Source organism: Luminiphilus syltensis NOR5-1B (assembly GCF_000158175.1).
In the GTDB taxonomy this organism is placed as follows: domain Bacteria; phylum Pseudomonadota; class Gammaproteobacteria; order Pseudomonadales; family Halieaceae; genus Luminiphilus; species Luminiphilus syltensis.
The window spans coordinates 1,801,583-1,819,986 of sequence record NZ_DS999411.1 but is presented as its reverse complement, the minus strand read 5'-3'; the positions used below and the strand labels follow the sequence as shown (position 1 = coordinate 1,819,986).

General features: G+C 56.8%; 15 protein-coding genes. 6 read left to right on the top strand and 9 right to left on the bottom strand.

Translation table 11 applies throughout. From position 1 onward, the window contains the following. Positions 1-23: 23 nt before the first annotated feature. Complete coding sequence (locus NOR51B_RS08230; RefSeq protein WP_040481947.1) at positions 24-923, bottom strand: glycosyltransferase family protein; 900 nt, start codon at positions 921-923, stop codon at positions 24-26. Positions 924-1,086: 163 nt separating this feature from the next. Here NOR51B_RS08230 and NOR51B_RS08225 point away from each other — a divergent pair, with 163 nt between their 5' ends. Beyond that, positions 1,087-2,052 carry a polyprenyl synthetase family protein gene (locus NOR51B_RS08225; RefSeq protein ID WP_009021392.1) on the top strand — a complete coding sequence of 322 codons (966 nt, stop codon included), beginning with the start codon at positions 1,087-1,089 and terminating at the stop codon, positions 2,050-2,052. A 2-nt stretch (positions 2,053-2,054) separates the two neighbouring features. Then, complete coding sequence (gene pgi / locus NOR51B_RS08220; protein ID WP_009018984.1) at positions 2,055-3,662, top strand: glucose-6-phosphate isomerase; 1,608 nt, start codon at positions 2,055-2,057, stop codon at positions 3,660-3,662. On the opposite strand, the gene NOR51B_RS08215 is transcribed toward pgi, so the two are convergent. The 3 genes from NOR51B_RS08215 to NOR51B_RS08205 are packed head-to-tail and all read right to left on the bottom strand — an operon-like array spanning position 3,659 to position 7,274. Next, entirely contained in the window at positions 3,659-5,011 is a 1,353-nt protein-coding gene (locus tag NOR51B_RS08215; RefSeq protein WP_009020472.1) for a phosphohexomutase domain-containing protein, read from the bottom strand. The two genes, pgi and NOR51B_RS08215, sit on opposite strands and share 4 nt — an antisense overlap. Then, the gene (gene galU / locus NOR51B_RS08210; RefSeq protein ID WP_009021136.1) at positions 5,011-5,841 is read right to left on the bottom strand and encodes a UTP--glucose-1-phosphate uridylyltransferase GalU; all 831 of its coding nucleotides are present in this window, start codon (positions 5,839-5,841) and stop codon (positions 5,011-5,013) included. Before galU ends, NOR51B_RS08215 begins: the two co-directional genes overlap by 1 nt. 20 nt (positions 5,842-5,861) lie before the next feature. Further along, positions 5,862-7,274 (bottom strand): mannose-1-phosphate guanylyltransferase/mannose-6-phosphate isomerase, encoded by a 1,413-nt coding sequence (locus tag NOR51B_RS08205; RefSeq protein WP_009021404.1) that lies wholly within the window; start codon positions 7,272-7,274, stop codon positions 5,862-5,864. 203 nt (positions 7,275-7,477) lie between these two features. Here NOR51B_RS08205 and fabA point away from each other — a divergent pair, with 203 nt between their 5' ends. Both fabA and fabB read left to right on the top strand, forming a co-directional pair. Then, entirely contained in the window at positions 7,478-8,002 is a 525-nt protein-coding gene (gene fabA / locus NOR51B_RS08200; RefSeq protein ID WP_009018830.1) for a bifunctional 3-hydroxydecanoyl-ACP dehydratase/trans-2-decenoyl-ACP isomerase, read from the top strand. Continuing rightward, a complete protein-coding gene (gene fabB / locus NOR51B_RS08195; RefSeq protein WP_009018891.1) occupies positions 8,002-9,228 on the top strand; it encodes a beta-ketoacyl-ACP synthase I in 1,227 nt (408 codons plus the stop codon). The genes fabA and fabB overlap by 1 nt, the downstream gene beginning before the upstream one ends. On the opposite strand, the gene NOR51B_RS08190 is transcribed toward fabB, so the two are convergent. From NOR51B_RS08190 to NOR51B_RS08170, 5 genes are all read right to left on the bottom strand, one after another. Further along, positions 9,225-10,436 (bottom strand): molybdopterin molybdotransferase MoeA, encoded by a 1,212-nt coding sequence (locus NOR51B_RS08190; protein ID WP_009020054.1) that lies wholly within the window; start codon positions 10,434-10,436, stop codon positions 9,225-9,227. The two genes, fabB and NOR51B_RS08190, sit on opposite strands and share 4 nt — an antisense overlap. A gap of 3 nt (positions 10,437-10,439) precedes the next feature. Continuing rightward, positions 10,440-10,943, bottom strand: a complete 504-nt coding sequence (gene moaB, locus NOR51B_RS08185) for a molybdenum cofactor biosynthesis protein B (protein ID WP_009019070.1) — start codon at positions 10,941-10,943, stop codon at positions 10,440-10,442. Continuing rightward, on the bottom strand, positions 10,940-11,821 hold the full coding sequence (locus tag NOR51B_RS08180) for a sugar nucleotide-binding protein (protein WP_009020046.1): 882 nt from the start codon (positions 11,819-11,821) through the stop codon (positions 10,940-10,942). The genes moaB and NOR51B_RS08180 overlap by 4 nt, the downstream gene beginning before the upstream one ends. A gap of 240 nt (positions 11,822-12,061) precedes the next feature. After that, on the bottom strand, positions 12,062-12,532 hold the full coding sequence (gene ssb, locus NOR51B_RS08175; protein ID WP_009021516.1) for a single-stranded DNA-binding protein: 471 nt from the start codon (positions 12,530-12,532) through the stop codon (positions 12,062-12,064). 120 nt (positions 12,533-12,652) lie between these two features. After that, positions 12,653-13,873: an MFS transporter gene (locus NOR51B_RS08170; protein ID WP_009021664.1), complete on the bottom strand. Its 1,221-nt coding sequence runs from the start codon at positions 13,871-13,873 to the stop codon at positions 12,653-12,655. Between the two features lie 128 nt (positions 13,874-14,001). Between NOR51B_RS08170 and uvrA the strand changes: the two genes are divergently transcribed. Together uvrA and NOR51B_RS08160 are read left to right on the top strand one after the other, a co-directional pair. After that, positions 14,002-16,890, top strand: coding sequence for an excinuclease ABC subunit UvrA (gene uvrA, locus NOR51B_RS08165; RefSeq protein ID WP_009020584.1), 2,889 nt, complete (start codon positions 14,002-14,004; stop codon positions 16,888-16,890). Positions 16,891-17,008: 118 nt separating this feature from the next. Next, entirely contained in the window at positions 17,009-18,229 is a 1,221-nt protein-coding gene (locus tag NOR51B_RS08160; protein WP_009019718.1) for an acyl-CoA dehydrogenase family protein, read from the top strand. Positions 18,230-18,404 lie beyond the last annotated feature (175 nt).

Here is an 18,404-nt window from a genome sequence, read left to right as displayed (position 1 = left end):
TTTCCCATCGTTGTCTGACTCGCTCACCGCTCTATCGGCATCGTGATGCCCTGCTTTAGACCACGAAAAATTGCTTTGACTCGCGGAATACGCTGATCGGCAAAGACGATCATAATGACGGTTTTCAGTATAAAGCGAATCCCGTCGTGCCACTTCCAGATCGCCGGTATCGTGTTCTTGCGATAACTCAGCACCCGGCTTCGGGTCATTATCATTGATCGATCCGGGCTGTGAATCTTCACGTGCCAGCCCATTCCGGGCAAGTGAATACTGCGATTGCCAACCTGATGCAGCATGGTCACGCGGTCGGTCCCCAACAAACGATAACCTTTGCTTTGCGCGCGGTAGCTCCATTCGAGATCGACATTGTCCACAAAAAGCTGGTCGTCAAAGATGCCGGTTTTACGGAATGCCTCTCGATCGTACAAGGTTCCCGAAATAATCAGCCAATCAGGCTGCACCACGCCATTCTTCATGGGCAGCTCGACCGCACGGAGTCCCTGCAAGCGGAAGAATCCCAAATGCACATGATCGGGAAGGTCAATGACCCAGCCTCCCAGCGCTGCGGTCGCTGGAGACTGCCTGCGCGCTTCAGACCAAAGGGCTTCCAGTCGTCGGATGTAGCCATCTCCAGGCTCACTATCCTGATCAAAAGCAACAAAGCCCTTGATCGCAGGCGGAAGTCCCGCCTCCAATCGATTCAGGGCAGCCGCCAGACCGACGTTAGCCTCAGAGGCGATTAGGGTTGCCGAAAACTCTGCTGCTACCGACGTAACATCAGCCGCATTGTCAGAGCCGTTGTCAAAGATAAAGACAGGATATTCATCCCCCAACGCACTCAACAGGCTGACCAGCCTCTCGATTTCGGGGGAAAAAGTAACAATAACCGCGGCGAGATGCACCGAGGAAGCGGAGGGTGGCACTGAGAGAACCTCCTTTAGCCGTGGGATTGGCGGATCGGGCTGGAACCATAGCAGTTTTCAGGTCAGCACTTCATCAGGCTTCCTTATTGCACCGTCAAATATCGTAAAATTTGACACTCTGCGGCGCCCCACATAGCATCGCGGTTCGCTCCGGAGATACCCCGTGATTGAAGCCATTCGCGCCTGCGTCCAATCAGAAGTGGAACAGGTAGATCAACTCATTATTGAGCAGCTGCACTCCGACGTTGATATGGTCGAAAACGTCGGGCAGTACATTGTCGATGCGGGAGGCAAGCGCCTGCGGCCGCTTCTGGTGCTGCTCGCGGGTGAAGCCCTGGGAGGCTGCACCGAGTCCCATATTCGGTTCTCAGCCGTTGTCGAGTTTATTCACACGGCAACGCTGTTGCACGATGATGTTGTCGATGTATCCACACTTCGCCGAGGACGCCCCACCGCCAATGAGGCGTTCGGTAATGCGCCAAGCGTACTGGTTGGTGACTTTCTCTACACACGGGCCTTCCAGTTGATGGTCCAGCTGGACAATATGGACTTGCTGCGCCATATGGCAGACACGACCAACACCATAGCTGAAGGTGAGGTCCTGCAGTTGGCCCGGGCGGGAAACCCGGATATCGATGAAAGCCAGTACATTGATGTGATCACCCGCAAGACCGCGATTCTCTTTGCCTCGGCCTGCCAGGGAGCCGCCATGCTCGCTAACTGCGACATCAAGACTCAGCAGGCGCTCAGCCAATACGGCCTCAACCTCGGGATCGCGTTCCAGATGATTGATGATGTGCTCGACTACGAGGGCGATCCCACCGTTACCGGCAAGAATATTGGTGATGATCTCAACGAGGGCAAAACCACGTTACCCCTGCTGCATACTATGCAGACCGGATCCAAACCCGATAGAGACCTCGTTGCCCAGTCCCTCAGGGAAAAATCCACGGCATCACTGAGCGAGGTTATTGCGGCGGTTAGGCGCTCGGGAAGTCTTGACTTCACACGTGAACGTGCTCGTGAACGCCACGATCTGGCGATGAGCGGCCTGGATGTGCTTCAGGAAAATCGCGCCAAAGCAGCACTCTCTGACTTACTGCATCTCTCTTTGGAGAGAGCCAGCTAGTCGTGCCCGATTCGGTGACTGAGCCGTCGCTCAATAAACACGCCCATCGACTGTTGGCCTCATCGGTTGCAGCACTATTTGCTGCCGATCCCAAGCGGCACGAACAGTTGAGCTGCCGAACAGAAACGCTGATGCTCGACTATTCAAAGCAGCTTCTGGATTACGAGGTGCTGGGTGAGCTTCTGGATCTCGCCGGGCACCACAAGCTCGGCGCTGCCTTTTTCGAACTCGTGAGCGGTGCGCAAATGAACGTGACAGAAGCGCGCCCTGCACTCCATACGCTGTTACGGGGCACCGCCCGATCGGAAAATCCCGATTTCGTGGCCGCCGTAGACGCCTGCCTTGATAAGATGCAAAGCCTTGTCCGAGCGATTCATGCGGGCGAACGCTGCGGTCATCGCGGTGATCGCTTCACCGATGTCGTCAACATCGGTATCGGCGGCTCGGATCTTGGCCCGCGGATGGTTTGTCGCGCGCTTGAACAGCGAGACCAGCCCCTCAACGCCCATTTCATCGCCAACGTCGACCCCAACGACCTCGATACCGTTCTCGCCCCACTAAACCCGGATACGACGCTCGTGATCGTCTGCTCCAAATCGTTTACCACGGAGGAGACGCTAACGAATGCACTCCGCGCCCGATCCTGGCTCGCCAGCGCCGGCGTAGCCGAGTGCGATATCCATAATCATGTGATTGCGGTGACTACCAATCTCGAGGCGGCATCCCACTTCGGTATCGACCGCGACCAGTGCTACCCCCTGTGGGACTGGGTTGGCGGCCGTTACTCCCTGTGGTCGGCGATCGGGCTGGTGATCGCACTGCAAAGTGGGTGGACTGCGTTTGAGCAGCTACTGGAAGGGGCAAGACAGCTTGATGAGTGCACCCTGAGTGCGGCGCCCATCGACAATCTTCCGATGCTTATGGCCCTGCTGGAGTACTGGAATACGCTTTATCTCCACCGTGATACCCACGTTGTTCTTCCCTATTCCCAACGCCTCGAGCATCTCACTGCCTGTCTGCAGCAGTTGACGATGGAAAGTAACGGCAAGCGGGTAAAAGAGTCGGGGGAACCTGCCCCCCAGCGCACCGCACCGGTACTGTGGGGCTCGGCGGGAACCATTGGCCAACACTCCTACTATCAGCTATTACATCAGGGGATGCGGCAATTCAGCGCCGATTTCATCATCACGCTCAAGGAGCCCGGCAGTGATAGCGATGCGCAGCGTAAACTGGTCGCCAATGCACTCGCTCAAAGCCGAACCCTAATGCTGGGTCGCTCCGATGAGGAAGCACAGCAACTCGCCATCTCAAGAGGCCAGCCGAAGGCGATGACAGGGCATTATGCGATGCCGGGGAACCATCCGCACTCGCTGCTCATCATGGACTCGGTAAACCCCAAAAGCCTCGGCGCACTGGTAGCCGCGTATGAGCACAAGACCTTTTTTCTGAGCAAGCTGCTGGGCATCAATGCCTTTGATCAATGGGGTGTAGAGCTGGGCAAGCAAATTGGCCAGCAAATCAATCAAATGCTGATCGACGGTCAGGGCCTTGACGATCTGGACCCGGCAACGGCGGCTACGGTAACCGCCTGGCGCGACGCTAACGCTTAACCATCAATAAAACGTAGCAATTCTTCGGTTTTCTGCTTCATTTTTTCGACGTCTCCCCGGGTTTCAACATTCAGCCGTACTACCGGCTCGGTATTGGATGAGCGGAGGTTAAAGCGCCAGTCGTCGAACTCGATACTCAACCCATCGACATGAGCGATGTGTGTGCAGCCCTGGGCGTAATAGGCCTCGACCGCTCGCATCAATGCCCGGGGATCTTCCACCTTGCGATTGATCTCGCCACTGCAGGGAAACATGGCCGCTCTTGCGGCAATCATCTCAGCCAGTGATTGATTGCGCTGCGCCATCAACTCAGCCACGAGCAGCCAGGGAATCATTCCGCTGTCGCAATAGGCAAAGTCCCTGAAGTAATGGTGTGCACTCATTTCGCCACCATAAATGGCGTCAGCCTCACGCATCTTTTCCTTGATGAACGCGTGGCCCGTCTTGCTTTGCACGGCCTCACCACCCGCCCCCTCGACTACAGCTATGGTATTCCAGGTCAAACGCGGATCGTGAACAACGCGCTGCGGCCCATTTTTCTCAATAAAGGCCCCGGCCAGCAGACCTACAATGTAATAACCCTCGATGAAATTGCCCGCGGCGTCGAAGAAGAAGCAGCGATCAAAGTCACCATCCCAGGCGATACCAAAATCCGCGTTGGAGGACTGAAGCAAGGCCGTTGTAGGACTGCGGTTTTCAACAAGCAATGGGTTGGGAACACCGTTGGGGAAATGGCCATCAGCCTCATGATTTTGCGTGATAAACGTAAACGGGAGGTGAGGCTCGAGCGCGTCAATAACCCGACCCGCACCGCCATTCCCCGCATTACAGACAATACGCAGGGGTTTGAGTGACGTGATATCAACATAAGACAGCAAATGGGCGACGTAATCACCCAGCAAATCTGCGGTTTGATAACCGCCTCTTTTCGCAGTGGCCTCGAAAACATTGCGCTCCGCAAGGTGCTGAATCTCACGAAGTCCAGAATCACCGGATATCGGCTTGGAGGCCTCACGCACAAATTTAAGGCCATTGTAGTCCTTGGGATTGTGGCTGGCGGTAACCACTATGCCGCCGCCAACCCCCAGATGCGCCGTGGCAAAATAAATTTCTTCGGTCCCGCACAGGCCGATATCAGTGACATCAACACCCTGCTCCCGCAGCCCATCGATTAGCGCCTGCTTCAGCGATTCACTGGTCAGCCGAATGTCATGACCGACAACAACGTTACCGGGACGGATAGCCTCGGCGTAAGCGCGACCAATACGACGCACTATATCTTCATTGAGCTGCTCGGGAACCTGACCACGGACGTCATAGGCCTTGAAACAGGCGAGAGTCTCCTGCATCAGAGGTCGCTGGGATATAGATTTTCGTAAACGTAGTTGGTCGCCTCAACAAAGCCCGGAACGCTTCCACAATCGAAACGCCGGCCCTTAAATTTGTAAGCCATCACCGCGCCCGTCCGCGCCTGCGTCTGCAGTGCGTCGGTAATCTGAACCTCGCCATTGGCACCCGGAGGCGTTTCTCTGATGATGTCAAAGATATCCGGAGTCAAAATATACCGGCCAATAATTGCCAGATTGCTCGGGGCTTCCTCAACGGATGGCTTCTCCACCATTTTATCAACCCGATAGACATCATCCTTGATCGCCTCGCCCGCAATCACACCGTATTTATAGACCTGATCTTTGGGCACTTCCTGCACCGCCACGATTGAGCATCGGAACTGCCGGTATAGCTCGGTCATTTGCGCCAGCACACCGGGACCCTCATTGATACAAAGATCGTCAGAAAGCAACACCCCGAACGCCTCGCTGCCAATCAAGGGCTCGCCCGTCAGAATCGCGTGACCCAATCCTTTCATTTCACGCTGGCGCACCATCGTAAACACACCGCGATCGATAACGTCGCGAATACCCTCGAGCAGCGTCTCCTTGCTGCTCCCGGATATCTGATGTTCTAACTCGTAATTGGTATCAAAGTGGTCGGCGATAGCCCGTTTGCCGCGTCCGGTGACGAGTGCGCAGTTGAGCATGCCCGCTTCGATAGCCTCCTCAACGCCATACTGGACCAGCGGCTTGTTGACGACCGGCAGCATCTCTTTGGGCATGCTCTTGGTGGCAGGAAGGAATCGAGTGCCGTAACCCGCCACTGGAAAAAGACATTTCTTAATCATATTGATCTCGCTCCGATTCGTTATCGACCGTAGATATCGTCGTAGCGAACGATATCGTCTTCGCCCAAGTAAGAGCCTGACTGCACCTCAATGAGTTCCAAGGGAATGCGGCCGGGGTTGACCAACCGATGCTTCATTCCCATGGGCAGGTACGTTGATTCGTCCTCGTGCAGCATAATCACTTCGTCACCGCGAGTAACCTCGGCGGTACCGTGCACTACCACCCAGTGCTCCGCACGATGGTAATGCTTTTGCAGCGACAATTTGCCTCCCGGATTAACCACGATACGTTTCACCTGAAAACGGTCAGCTACGATTAACGACTCGTAACTCCCCCACGGGCGGTAAACCCGCTGATGCACGGAAGCTTCCGGTCGGGCATCGCTTTTGAGGCGGGAGACCAGTCGTTTTACACCCTGGGCATGGTCTCTATGCGCGACCATGACTGCATCTGCAGTCTCAACAATCACCAGATTATCGACACCCGTAGCGGCGACCAGACGACTGTCGCTACGGACGTAACTACCGCGCACATCGTCGAGTAATACATCGCCCGAAAGCACATTACCGTCATCATCGGCATGGCCTATCGCCCACAACGCATCCCAGGCGCCGATGTCACTCCAACCGCAGTCGAGACTCACTACAGCGCCTGAACCGGTGTGCTCCATTACCGCATAGTCAATGCTGTCCGACGGGCAGGCTTCAAAAATTGCCTTATCAGGCCTGATAAAATCGAGATCAATTGCCGCCCTGTTCATCGCCGCTTCGCAGGCAGATTCGATTTCCGGCGCACTCTGGGATAATGCCCGGAGAAAACCATCGGCTCGAAATAGAAACATCCCGCTGTTCCACCGATAAATACCGGCAGCGAGGTATTGCTCGGCGATTTCAGCCGTCGGCTTTTCAACAAATTGGTCAACCGCGTAGATATCGTCTGCCAGCAACTCACCGCTGCGAATGTAGCCGTAGCCGGTTTCGGGTCGATCCGGGACCACACCAAAAGTCACCAATGCGCCTTCGGCCGCCACCACGGCTGCCTTTGTCACCGCGGCGGCGAATGCATCCACATCAGCTATGAAGTGGTCCGCCGGAAGCACCAGCAGCAAGGCCTCGGGGTTCTCCTTTATCGCGTGCAGGGCGGCGAGCGCGATCGCCGGCGCCGTATTTCGTCCCACAGGTTCGAGGATGATCGCCGCGGCCTCGGCATTGATCTCCCGCAGCTGTTCGGCCACCAGGAAACGGTGCTCATCGTTACAAACGATCAATGGATCGGTTGCCGATACGGCGTCGAGCCGCTGGCAGGTCTGCTGTAGCATTGAGCCGTCACCGCCCAAGGGGAGAAACTGCTTGGGGCGCCCCTCTCGAGACATCGGCCACAATCGGCTACCCACCCCACCGCAAAGCAAGACCGGTGTTACTGTGAGCGTCATGACTATCCTAAACGGGAACGGGAAATGAGCGAAACATGCTAGCCCAAAAGAACCCTGAATTCATCAATCCCAGGGGTATCGAGGACTATCGGACTACGAGTCAGAATCGAATTAAGGTATCCTAGCCAGAAAATCGCTTTGCTTGTGCGCGAATCCAGCCATCTCATCGACCCGCGCGCCCTCTTGCCCCAACGGGATACTGTATGAACAATTACACACCGCAAGCCTCCTACTCCAAGGAAGACCTGATCGCCTGCGGTCACGGACAGCTTTTTGGAGCCGGAAACGCGCAGTTACCGGTGGACAACATGCTGATGGTGGATCGTATCGCGCACATCAGCTCGGAGGGGGGGAACAATGGTAAGGGCGAAATTATTGCCGAATTGGATATCCATCCCGACCTCTGGTTTTTTGAGTGCCATTTTCCCGGCGATCCCGTCATGCCGGGCTGCCTCGGTCTTGATGCCATGTGGCAATTGGTAGGGTTTTTCCTTGGCTGGCGCGGCAATCCAGGCCAAGGGCGGGCGTTGGGGTCCGGAGAAGTCAAGTTCACCGGTCAAATCCTGCCCAGTCACAAGCAGGTGACCTACAGCATCCAGATGAAACGTGTGATTGAGCGAAAACTGATCATGGGAATCGCCGACGGTACCGTCGCCGTCGATGGCAAGGTCATTTACACCGCCTCAGACCTGCGGGTCGGTTTGTTCACTTCTACGGACAATTTCTGATGAGTAAGCGTGTTGTAATCACAGGTATCGGCGTTATCTCGTGTCTGGGTAATGACGCCAAGACGGTTACTGAAGCGCTCAGAGCCGGCAGTTCCGGTATCAGGCACTGCGAGCAGCATGAAAACGCCGGGATGCGGTCCACGATAGCAGGGATCCCGGAAATTGAGCTGCGTGAACACATCGATCGTAAACAATGGCGCTTCATGGGTGACGCCGCGGGATACGCCTACTTAAGTCTGCAGCAGGCGATTGCGGATGCCGGGCTCGAAGACAGCGATGTATCTAACCCTCGCACTGGAATCATCGCCGGCTCCGGCGGAGCGTCCTCAGCGAGTCAAGTGGAGGCCGCCGACATCCTGCGTGAACGCGGTCTGCGCCGAGTGGGTCCCTATCGGGTCACCCAGACCATGGGTAGTACCGTGTCGGCCTGTCTGGCTACGCCGTTTAAAATCAAGGGCGTCAATTACTCGATATCTTCCGCTTGCTCAACCAGCGCACACTGCATCGGCAACGGTATGGAACAGATTCAGCTCGGCAAGCAGGATATTGTTTTCGCCGGTGGCGGCGAAGAGCTTCATTGGACATTGAGCAGTCTTTTCGATGCCATGGGCGCACTGTCTACCAAATACAACGACACCCCCGAAAAGGCCTCCAGAGCTTACGATGCCGATCGCGATGGATTTGTCATTGCCGGCGGCGGTGGGATGGTTGTGCTTGAATCGCTGGACCACGCCCTCGCACGGGGCGCCAAGATCTATGCCGAACTCGTGGGCTACGGGGCCACTTCCGATGGCTACGACATGGTGGCGCCATCAGGCGAGGGCGCAATCCGCTGTATGCAGCAGGCTATGGCCACGGTTGATGGCGGAATTGATTACATCAATGCCCACGGCACCAGTACACCGGCGGGTGATATTCAGGAACTCAATGCCGTCAGGGCTGTTTTTGGTGAGGGCGAAGCGAGTCCCTGGATAGGCTCTACAAAATCGCTGACCGGGCATTCTCTGGGCGCCGCCGGTGTTCAGGAAGCTATTTATTCACTGCTTATGATGAACAACGATTTTGTTGCCGCTTCTGCCAACATAGACAACCTCGACGCCGGCGCCGACGGTATGCGAGTGGCGACCGATCGAATTGATAACGCGGGTCTCGCGCGAGTCATGTCCAATAGCTTTGGTTTCGGCGGCACCAATGCCACGCTCATCTTTGAGAAATTCAGCAGCTAAGCCCGGGCGAGACTTTCGATAAGCATCACCTCGACAGCATCTCCCCGATGCAGTGACGTGTGTGCCGGGATACGAGCCAGCGCATCGGCCTTTGCGACACTGCTCAAAACACCCGAACTCTGACTACCCACGGAGGATGCCATCAGGCGCCCTTGGTCATCTGAATGCAGTGACACGCGGATGTATTCTTCACGGGTATTGGGCCGCGAATGATCAAACTCCGCCAGCGCCGAAAGACGCCTGACCCCGGATTGCGAAACACCCTGAGCCTTTAACAGCCACGGCCGCACCACCAGGGCAAAAGTCACCCAGGCCGAAACGGGATTACCCGGAACACCAAAGATGGGCGTGCCACACACTTCGCCAAAGGCCAGCGGCTTGCCGGGCTTGATGGCCAGCTTCCAGAGTTTGAGTGACCCCAGGGCCTCTATTTGCGCCTTGACGTGGTCTTCCTCACCGACTGACACGCCCCCGCTGGTCACAATACAGTCCACCTCCGATGATACTCGCGCCAACAATTGTCTTATTGCCTCGGGGTCATCCGGAACCGACTGATAATCAACGGCCTGCAAACCCAGCGAGGTGACCTGGGCCAGCAGCTGAAACCGATTGCTGTTGTAGACCTGCCAGGGCTTTAACTCCCCTGATCCGGGCTCGATCAATTCATCACCGGTGGAAATAACACCGACACGCAGACGGCGATACACCGTAATGCGGCTCAATCCCAGTGAAGCCAGTAAGCCCAAATCCTGCGACGTCAGCACCCTGCCCGCATCGAGCACATCGGCGCCCTGGCGCAGGTCCGCGCCTGCAGGCCGAACATGCTGAGTAGGCGTCACGCACCCGAGAATACTCACCCGACCATCCTGTTGCTCGAGAACGTCTTCCTGCATCACCACGGTATCGGCGCCCTTGGGAATGACACCACCGGTAAATATCCGAGCGGTGGTACCCGGCTCCAGAGGCTTTGGTTCAGCGCCCGCCGGTATCCGCTGTGAAACCCGCAACTGTCCGGGCACATCGGAGGATCGGACGGCATAGCCGTCCATGGCGCTGTTATCGGCCAGAGGCACATCCCGCGGCGCAACAACCTTGGCAGCCAAAACACGACCCAGCGCTTCAGGCAACGAAACCTCTTCACGCTGAGAGGGGGCAGGACACAGCGCCAGAATCTCATCGAGGGCGGCGCGTAATGGCGTTAACGCCACCGTTTACGCTCCCGACAAAACGGCGGCGTAGTTACAGGGTTTGTGCCGACTATCAAGCTGCGGTTCGATAATGCCCTGCCATGCGGTCCTACAGGCACCCGTAGACCCAGGCACACAAAAAATGACGGTGCGATTGGCGAACCCACCGAGCGCTCGGGACTGTATCGTGGACGATCCAATCTCATCGAGTGAAAGACTTCGAAAAACCTCTCCAAAGCCCTCGATCACTTTATCGAATAGCGGTCCAACGGCCTCTGGCGTGGAATCTCTACCGGAAAAACCGGTGCCACCGGTAGACACCACCGCCTGCACATCGGGGTCGGCAATCCATCCAGCGACGACGGCTCGAATTTTATAAATATCGTCGGGTACCAACTCCCGGGCAACAATGGTGTGTCCCGCCGTCCTGGCCGCCGACTCCAGGTAATCACCCGACGTATCTTCGGCAAGACTGCGACTGTCACTGATGGTCAAAACGGCGACGCCCAGCGGCTGCAACTCACTCATTTCTGTTCTCCCGCACGTAAAAGGTCGATATAACGGCGCACCGCACGCTCCACAAAGTCGCGCCAGGGTAATTGCTGGATTCCGAACTGGAATCGGATGCGATTACAGTCCAGCGAGCGATTGAACGGTGTCACTTCATCCTCGGGAATCTCTCTCAGCATTTCCCGCGCCGTGGAGAACTCATCAAACTGCGATGCGCAGGCGATAACGGCCTCCGAAAAGGCATAGTAGCCTGTATCTCCCAAGCTGCAATAATGATACAGACCCGTATCGGCGGCACCCACGCTCACCTGGTCCAGTATTCCAGCCACAACACGCGCCACCTCAGCGGTATGCACGGGATTGCCGCGCATCTGGTCACTGCTGAGCACAGGCTTCCGCTCGCGAATGCTGTCGAGCAGCTGGGTAAATCGCGTGGAGCGCCGGCCCGAAAAGATGGCCCCGAGGCGCACCGTCAAGACCCGCGCCTGAGAATCACTCAATATCGCTTCTGCTTCGCACAGAAGACGTCCGCTGACGTCGATGGCGTCGGGCTCGTCGGTTTCTTTGTAAGGCCGCTGTAATTGCCCTGAATACACGCGCGCGCTGGACAGAAACAATAAGTGGCTGTCGGTGGCGCGGGCAATACCCGACAACCAATCAGTACGCTCTAATTCTGCGGCGCCAAACTTATCGGGACTCTCAATCAGAGAAATGAGGCGAGTATCGATGATACTGTCACACTGCTCGCGCTTGATCAGCTTCTTAAGCTGGCGCTCTCGCTTCCAGGCCGTGGCGGCAAGGGGGACCTGGACCAGCTCGTGCCGCTTCAATGGGTTGAAGAAAGCGTTGAGCGAATAGCCCAGCGGCGTATCGGCACCCAGCAGAAGCACCTTCACAGGGAAAGCTCACTCACTGAAGATGTCGCCCAATAGCGCATGAATCCAGAGGGAAATCATGCTACGAATTGCGCACAAAGCATCGAATGCATTCATCGTCTCTCAGTCGGCGCCCACTCCCGATCATCAAAATCTGGCATGCAGCGCCTGCAACCAAGCCTGTTTGTAGGATCACCTCTGGACGTCAGCACCGCAGCGGACCGCGCCAGAAGAGACAATGTCGGATCACGCGAACCCTACCTAGAAGGGAATATCGTCGTCCTCGAGACTGGGCGCGGGGGCGGAAGGGGCAGTTGCCCCTTGCGACGGTTGCGAATCATAACCACCACCGCCTGAGTATCCACCCGAAGAAGACCCCTCGTTCATGCTGTTACGGCTATCCAGCATCTGCATCTCGTTGGCGACAATCTCGGTGGAATATCGGTCCTGTCCCGATTTGTCCTGCCACTTCCGCGTGCGCAGCGATCCCTCGAGGTAGACTTTGGACCCCTTGCGCAGGTACTCGGCAGCAATCTCCGCAAGGCGGTTAAAAAAGACCACCCGGTGCCACTCGGTTCGTTCCTGCGGCTGGCCGGTCTGCTTGTCCTTCCACGATTCCGAGGTTGCGACACTGATATTGGTGACCGCGCCGCCCGAGGGCAGCATACGGTGTTCGGGATCATTGCCCAGATTGCCTACAATAATCACCTTATTAACGCCACGGGACGCCATAATTCTCTCCAGTTGGTTGCCTGAGTGCGCCGGCAGCGGGGGCTGCGGCGCCAAACTATTCATCAATGACTATAACAACCGCTCCAGCGGGCGCACAGCCCCTGGAACAAAGTAGTTGCGTCAAGCCTGTTTTTGGGCGGCCTCGACCAGGAAAGATGAGGTTCGATGCCACATCCAGAGCAAAGGCAACCACAGCAACAATACCAGCAGGAACAAAACATTAAGTGCTGAAAGCCCTCCAGCACCGTAAAGAATCCCGCCCAGACTGCCACCGACAAAAACCCCAAGGAATTGCGCGCTGGAAAAAATACCCATCACGGTGCCCCGCAAAGCCACAGGCGCGATTTGGGAGGCCAGCGACGGCAAGGTCGCCTCCATAACGTTGAATCCGGTAAAAAAGATAATCAAGCCGCAGGCCACAGCCCCAATACCCGCACCATTGACCGCCAGAACCGCTCCAATACCCAGTGCCCCCAGCGCCACCAGCAGGATCTGTCCCGTGTTGTTACCCTTTCTTCCGCCCCGAAGCGCCCAAAGCACCCCGGGTACCGAGAGCACAATAGCCCCCAGATAAACCGCCCAGTGATGATCCGCCGGCAAACCGATCACCTGTGCCAGCCGGGCGGGTATTACGACAAACGCAGCCATCAATACCAGGTGGCAAAACAACACGCTGGCGTAGAGCGCGGGCAGGCCGGGGGCCACCACGGCATGGGGAATCTGCTTGAGCCTGACGGTCTCCGCCGGATCGCGCCCTGTGGCAAGGCCAGGCTCCGCCGGGAGCACCCACACCACCAGGGTCATCCCTATCAGTCCAAGCAGTCCCGTGACGGCGAAAACCAGTGAGAGCCCACCCAGCGCCGCTATTCCCGGACCCAGCACCAGAGCGATGACAAACGAGACACCGATACTGGCGCCGATAATGGCAATTGCCTTCGTGCGTTGCTGGTTTCGCGTGTAATCGGCAGCGAGCGCCAGCAGGGCCGCTGAAATGGCGCCGCCGCCCTGCATTAACCGACCGACAATAACGCCAAAAATCGTATCCGCCATCGCCGCGACAAAGCTGCCCATGACGAATATCGCCAAACCCAGCAGAATCACAGGTTTGCGTCCAACCCGATCGGATGCCCATCCCATGGGAACCTGCAGCACCACCTGTGTCAGCCCATGCGCCCCGAGAGCAATGCCTATCAGCGCCGATGTTGCACCGACGAGATCAAGACCATAGACACCGATGAGGGGTAGGACCATGAACAGGCCCAGCATTCTGAAATTGTAAAGTACCGCCAGAGATAGGACGGCTCGACGCTCACTGGCAGTAAAGGGCTCTTTGGAAATCACGGATCGATCGTTTGGTATGCAGAAGGGCGGGGAGTGTAGCACGATGCGACGCCCCCTCCGGCGGTCCCGATTAAGCCAAAGATAACCGCTATAATGACCGGCTAGCCCAGCGACTCCCAGGAAACGTCATGGACACCATTCAAGTGCGCGGTGCCCGCACGCACAATCTCCAAAACATCGATCTCGACATACCCAGGGATAAGCTGGTCGTCATTACCGGACTGTCCGGATCCGGGAAATCATCACTGGCCTTCGATACTCTCTATGCAGAAGGCCAGCGCCGCTACGTGGAGTCGCTGTCCACCTATGCGCGGCAATTCCTGTCGATGATGGAGAAGCCCGACGTTGACCACATCGAGGGACTCTCCCCCGCCATCTCAATCGAGCAGAAATCGACCTCCCATAATCCCCGCTCAACGGTGGGCACCATCACCGAAATTTACGATTACCTGCGCCTGCTCTTCGCACGGGTGGGCCAGCCCCGCTGCCCGACCCACGGGATATCGCTGGAGGCGCAGACCGTGAGCCAAATGGTGGATTCGGTGCTCGCAATGCCCGAGGAAAGCAAGCTGATGCTGTTGGCACCGATGGTGCGGGACCGCAAAGGCGAACACCAGCACATTTTTGAGCAGATGCGGGCGGCAGGGTTCATCCGCGTGCGTGTCGATGGAATTATCGTCGACCTCGACGATGTGCCGGCTCTGGACAAGAAAAAGAAGCACCGCATTGATGTGGTCGTCGATCGATTCAAAGTGAGACCCGATCTGGGACTGCGCCTCGCCGAATCCTTTGAGACTGCACTTGAACTCACCGATGGACTCGCTGCTGTCGCACCCATGGATAGCGAGGGTCCCGAAGTGTTGTTTTCGGCCCGTTACTCCTGCCCGGAATGCGGCCACAGTATTGATGAACTCGAACCCCGCCTGTTTTCGTTCAACAACCCGGCGGGCGCCTGTGAGGCCTGCGACGGGCTGGGTATGATGCAGTACTTCGACGAAGCGCGAGTCGTCACCCACCCCGAAGCCAGCCTGGGCGCTGGCGCCATTCGTGGCTGGGACCGCCGCAATGTCTATTATTTTCACCTCCTGACCTCACTGGCGGATCACTACGGCTTTGATATCGACAAGCCCTTCGAAGCATTGAGCAAAAAGCACCGGGAGGTCATTTTGAACGGCAGTGGTGGTGAGGAACTGGAGTTTTCCTACATCAACGATCGCGGCAGTGTATTCAAGCGTCGCCATGCCTTCGAGGGTGTCTTACCCAATATGGAGCGCCGCTACCGGGATACCGAATCCCAGTCGGTGCGCGATGAGTTGTCAAAGTTCGTGAGCTCTGCGCCCTGCCACCAATGTGGGGGAACCCGTTTACGCGAGGACGCGCGAAGTGTTTTTGTTGATGAGCGCACACTGCCGAGCATTACCGAAATGCCGGTTGGCGAGGCTCAGGATTACTTTGATCAACTGGAACTTGCGGGGCGACAGGGCGAGATCGCGGACAAAATCCTCAAGGAATTGCGGGCGCGTTATCGCTTTCTGGTCGACGTCGGTCTGAATTATCTCACCCTGAATCGAAGCGCGGAGACCCTCTCGGGCGGTGAAGCACAGCGTATACGCCTGGCCTCCCAGATTGGCGCGGGACTGGTCGGTGTTATGTACATTCTGGACGAGCCCTCGATTGGCCTGCATCAGCGCGACAACGAGCGTTTGCTGCGCACGCTGACCCATCTGAGAGATCTGGGAAATACGGTGCTTGTGGTCGAACATGACGAAGACGCCATACGTCAGGCCGACCACATTATCGATATTGGCCCCGGTGCCGGGGTTCACGGTGGTCAAATCGTCGCAGAAGGTAGCCTGAAAGCCATTACTGAATGCGAATCCTCCCTCACCGGAGACTACCTGTCGGGCAGGCGTGAAGTCAGCATTCCAAAGAAGCGATGCAAACCTGATGCCAAACGCCAACTGACCATTACAGGTGCCAGCGGCAATAATCTGAAAGATGTCAGTGTCTCGCTGCCCCTGGGCCTGCTGACCTGTGTCACCGGTGTATCGGGTTCGGGCAAGTCCACCCTGGTCAACGGTACCCTCTACCCTCTGGCCGCAACCGCACTCAATGGTGCAACCACACTAAAAGCCGGTGCGCACGACAGCATCACCGGGCTACAGCATCTCGACAAATGCATCGACATTGACCAGAGCCCTATTGGAAGGACACCACGGTCCAATCCAGCTACCTACACGGGAATTTTCACCCCCGTACGCGAGCTGTTCGCCGGTACACAGGAGGCGCGGTCACGGGGTTATAAGCCGGGGCGCTTTAGCTTCAATGTCCGTGGTGGGCGATGTGAAGCCTGTCAGGGAGATGGCGTCACCAAAGTGGAAATGCATTTTCTACCCGACATCTACGTGCCTTGCGACGTCTGTAAGGGCAAGCGCTACAACCGCGAAACGCTGGAGATCCGCTACAAAGGCAAGAACATCAGCGAAGTACTGGAGATGACCATCGAGGACGCACTCGACTTCTTCGAGGCGGTACCTTCAATTGCCAGAAAACTACAAACCTTGATGGATGTCGGTCTGTCGTACGTCCGATTGGGGCAGGCAGCGACCACGCTCTCAGGTGGTGAGGCGCAACGCGTCAAGCTCTCCAAGGAGCTCTCCAAGCGAGACACCGGTAAAACCCTCTATATTCTGGACGAGCCCACTACCGGCTTGCACTTCGAAGATATCCGGCAACTGCTGGATGTACTGCACCGACTTCGTGATGGTGGTAATACGGTCATCATCATCGAGCACAATCTCGATGTCATTAAAACCGCAGACTGGTTGATAGACCTCGGGCCCGAGGGCGGCTCGGGCGGTGGTGAGGTGGTTGCCACTGGCACACCAGAAGCCGTCGCCGTCAATAAGGGCTCACACACGGGACGGTTCCTGGCGCCGTTGCTGACAAGCGACGAAAAGCGGAAGAAAAAAGTGGTAAAGCGCAGTAAACGCAGCCGAACTGAAAAAGCCGCCTGACAATAAAAGTGTCGCATTCTCCGACAAAGGAACAGCGCCTCCTGCGTGCCTGAGGCACAATACTGGGCATAGATTTCTGCGTCGCAAACCGCCCGCTTCAGGGCTCAGGAGTTAGAAAATGATCACGTTCAGTGAGCAGTCAATGCAGCTTCAGGAGGCCCTTGAGGCGTTTATGGCCGCGCACGTGTTTCCCAACGAGCACGTCTACCACGAACAAGTAGCCGCAATGGATAATCGATTTGGGCTGGTACCCATCATGGAGTCCCTGCGAGAGAAGGCGAAGGCCGAGGGACTCTGGAATCTGTTTATTCCCCCCAAACTCTCGGAGTGGAGCGACCACGGAGGCCTCAGCAACTTTGACTATGCGCCGTTGGCAGAGATTATGGGGCGGGTCATCTGGTCTCCCGAGGTTTTCAATTGCAATGCGCCCAACACCGGTAACATGGAAGTCTTCATGAAATACGGTACGCCCGAGCAGCAAGAGCGGTGGCTAAAGCCGATGCTGGCCGGTGACATGGCAGCTGCCTACGCAATGACCGAACCCCAGGTGGCCTCCAGCGATGCTACCAATGTCGAATTAAGCATTGTTCGCGATGGCGACGAGTGGGTACTGAATGGTCGGAAGTGGTTCATTACCTCTGCAATGTATGAGCGCACCGGTGTGTTTATTGTCATGGGGAAGTCTGATCCCAACAACGCGAGCCGCCACCTCCAACAAAGCCAGGTACTGGTTCCCGATGGAACGCCAGGGCTCATCAAGGTTCGCCCACTGACGACACTGGGCTACGACGACGCTCCCCAGGGCCATGCCGAAATTCGCTTTGAAGACGTGCGAGTACCCGCAGAGAACGTGCTACTCGGGGAAGGTCGTGGCTTTGAGATCGCACAGGGACGGCTTGGACCGGGTCGCATGCATCACTGTATGCGGCTGATTGGGGCCGGCCAGCGCACACTGGAGATGGCTTGCCAGCGAGTCACCGAGCGCGAAACCTTCGGCAAGCCACTGGCGCAGCATCAATCGGTCAGAGAGGATATCGCCGATTGTTTCTCTGATATCGAAATGGCGCGCCTGTTGGTGCTCAAGACCTGCGCCAAAATGGACCAAGTGGGTGCACAGGAAGCAAAAGATATGATTGCTGCCGCGAAGATCAGCGTGCCGAGAATGATGCAGCAAGTGATTGATAAGTGTATGCAGATGTTCGGCGCTGGCGGGCTGACCGAAGATTTCCCGATGGCCGAGTTCTTCAATTATGCGCGCTGGTGCCGCCAGGCGGATGGCCCCGATCAGGTCCATCAAATGGCCCTTGGGCGACAACTGATCAAGCGGTATACCGAATAACTGTCCAAGCTGAGCCCGCTTTACCTACCGCCCCACTCATTAGCAATGATTTGTCACGGGGTTAGCGGGATTTAGGCCAGCGCGATACTTCAATCTTTGCTGTGTAATACAGTTGCCGGCGACCGCATCCTCAGCTTGAAGTCGGTGAGGCAAACGGCAGTCCTTTGGGCTGCTC

What these genes read in the sequence shown, in the direction of transcription:
- uvrA (WP_009020584.1), top strand. Translation starts at nt 14,002, where the DNA reads ATGGACACCATTCAAGTGCGCGGTGCCCGCACGCACAATCTCCAAAAC.
- NOR51B_RS08205 (WP_009021404.1), bottom strand. Translation starts at nt 7,274, where the DNA reads ATGACGCTCACAGTAACACCGGTCTTGCTTTGCGGTGGGGTGGGTAGC.
- moaB (WP_009019070.1), bottom strand. Translation starts at nt 10,943, where the DNA reads ATGAGTGAGTTGCAGCCGCTGGGCGTCGCCGTTTTGACCATCAGTGAC.
- fabB (WP_009018891.1), top strand. Translation starts at nt 8,002, where the DNA reads ATGAGTAAGCGTGTTGTAATCACAGGTATCGGCGTTATCTCGTGTCTG.
- galU (WP_009021136.1), bottom strand. Translation starts at nt 5,841, where the DNA reads ATGATTAAGAAATGTCTTTTTCCAGTGGCGGGTTACGGCACTCGATTC.
- NOR51B_RS08160 (WP_009019718.1), top strand. Translation starts at nt 17,009, where the DNA reads ATGATCACGTTCAGTGAGCAGTCAATGCAGCTTCAGGAGGCCCTTGAG.
- NOR51B_RS08215 (WP_009020472.1), bottom strand. Translation starts at nt 5,011, where the DNA reads ATGCAGGAGACTCTCGCCTGTTTCAAGGCCTATGACGTCCGTGGTCAG.
- fabA (WP_009018830.1), top strand. Translation starts at nt 7,478, where the DNA reads ATGAACAATTACACACCGCAAGCCTCCTACTCCAAGGAAGACCTGATC.
- ssb (WP_009021516.1), bottom strand. Translation starts at nt 12,532, where the DNA reads ATGGCGTCCCGTGGCGTTAATAAGGTGATTATTGTAGGCAATCTGGGC.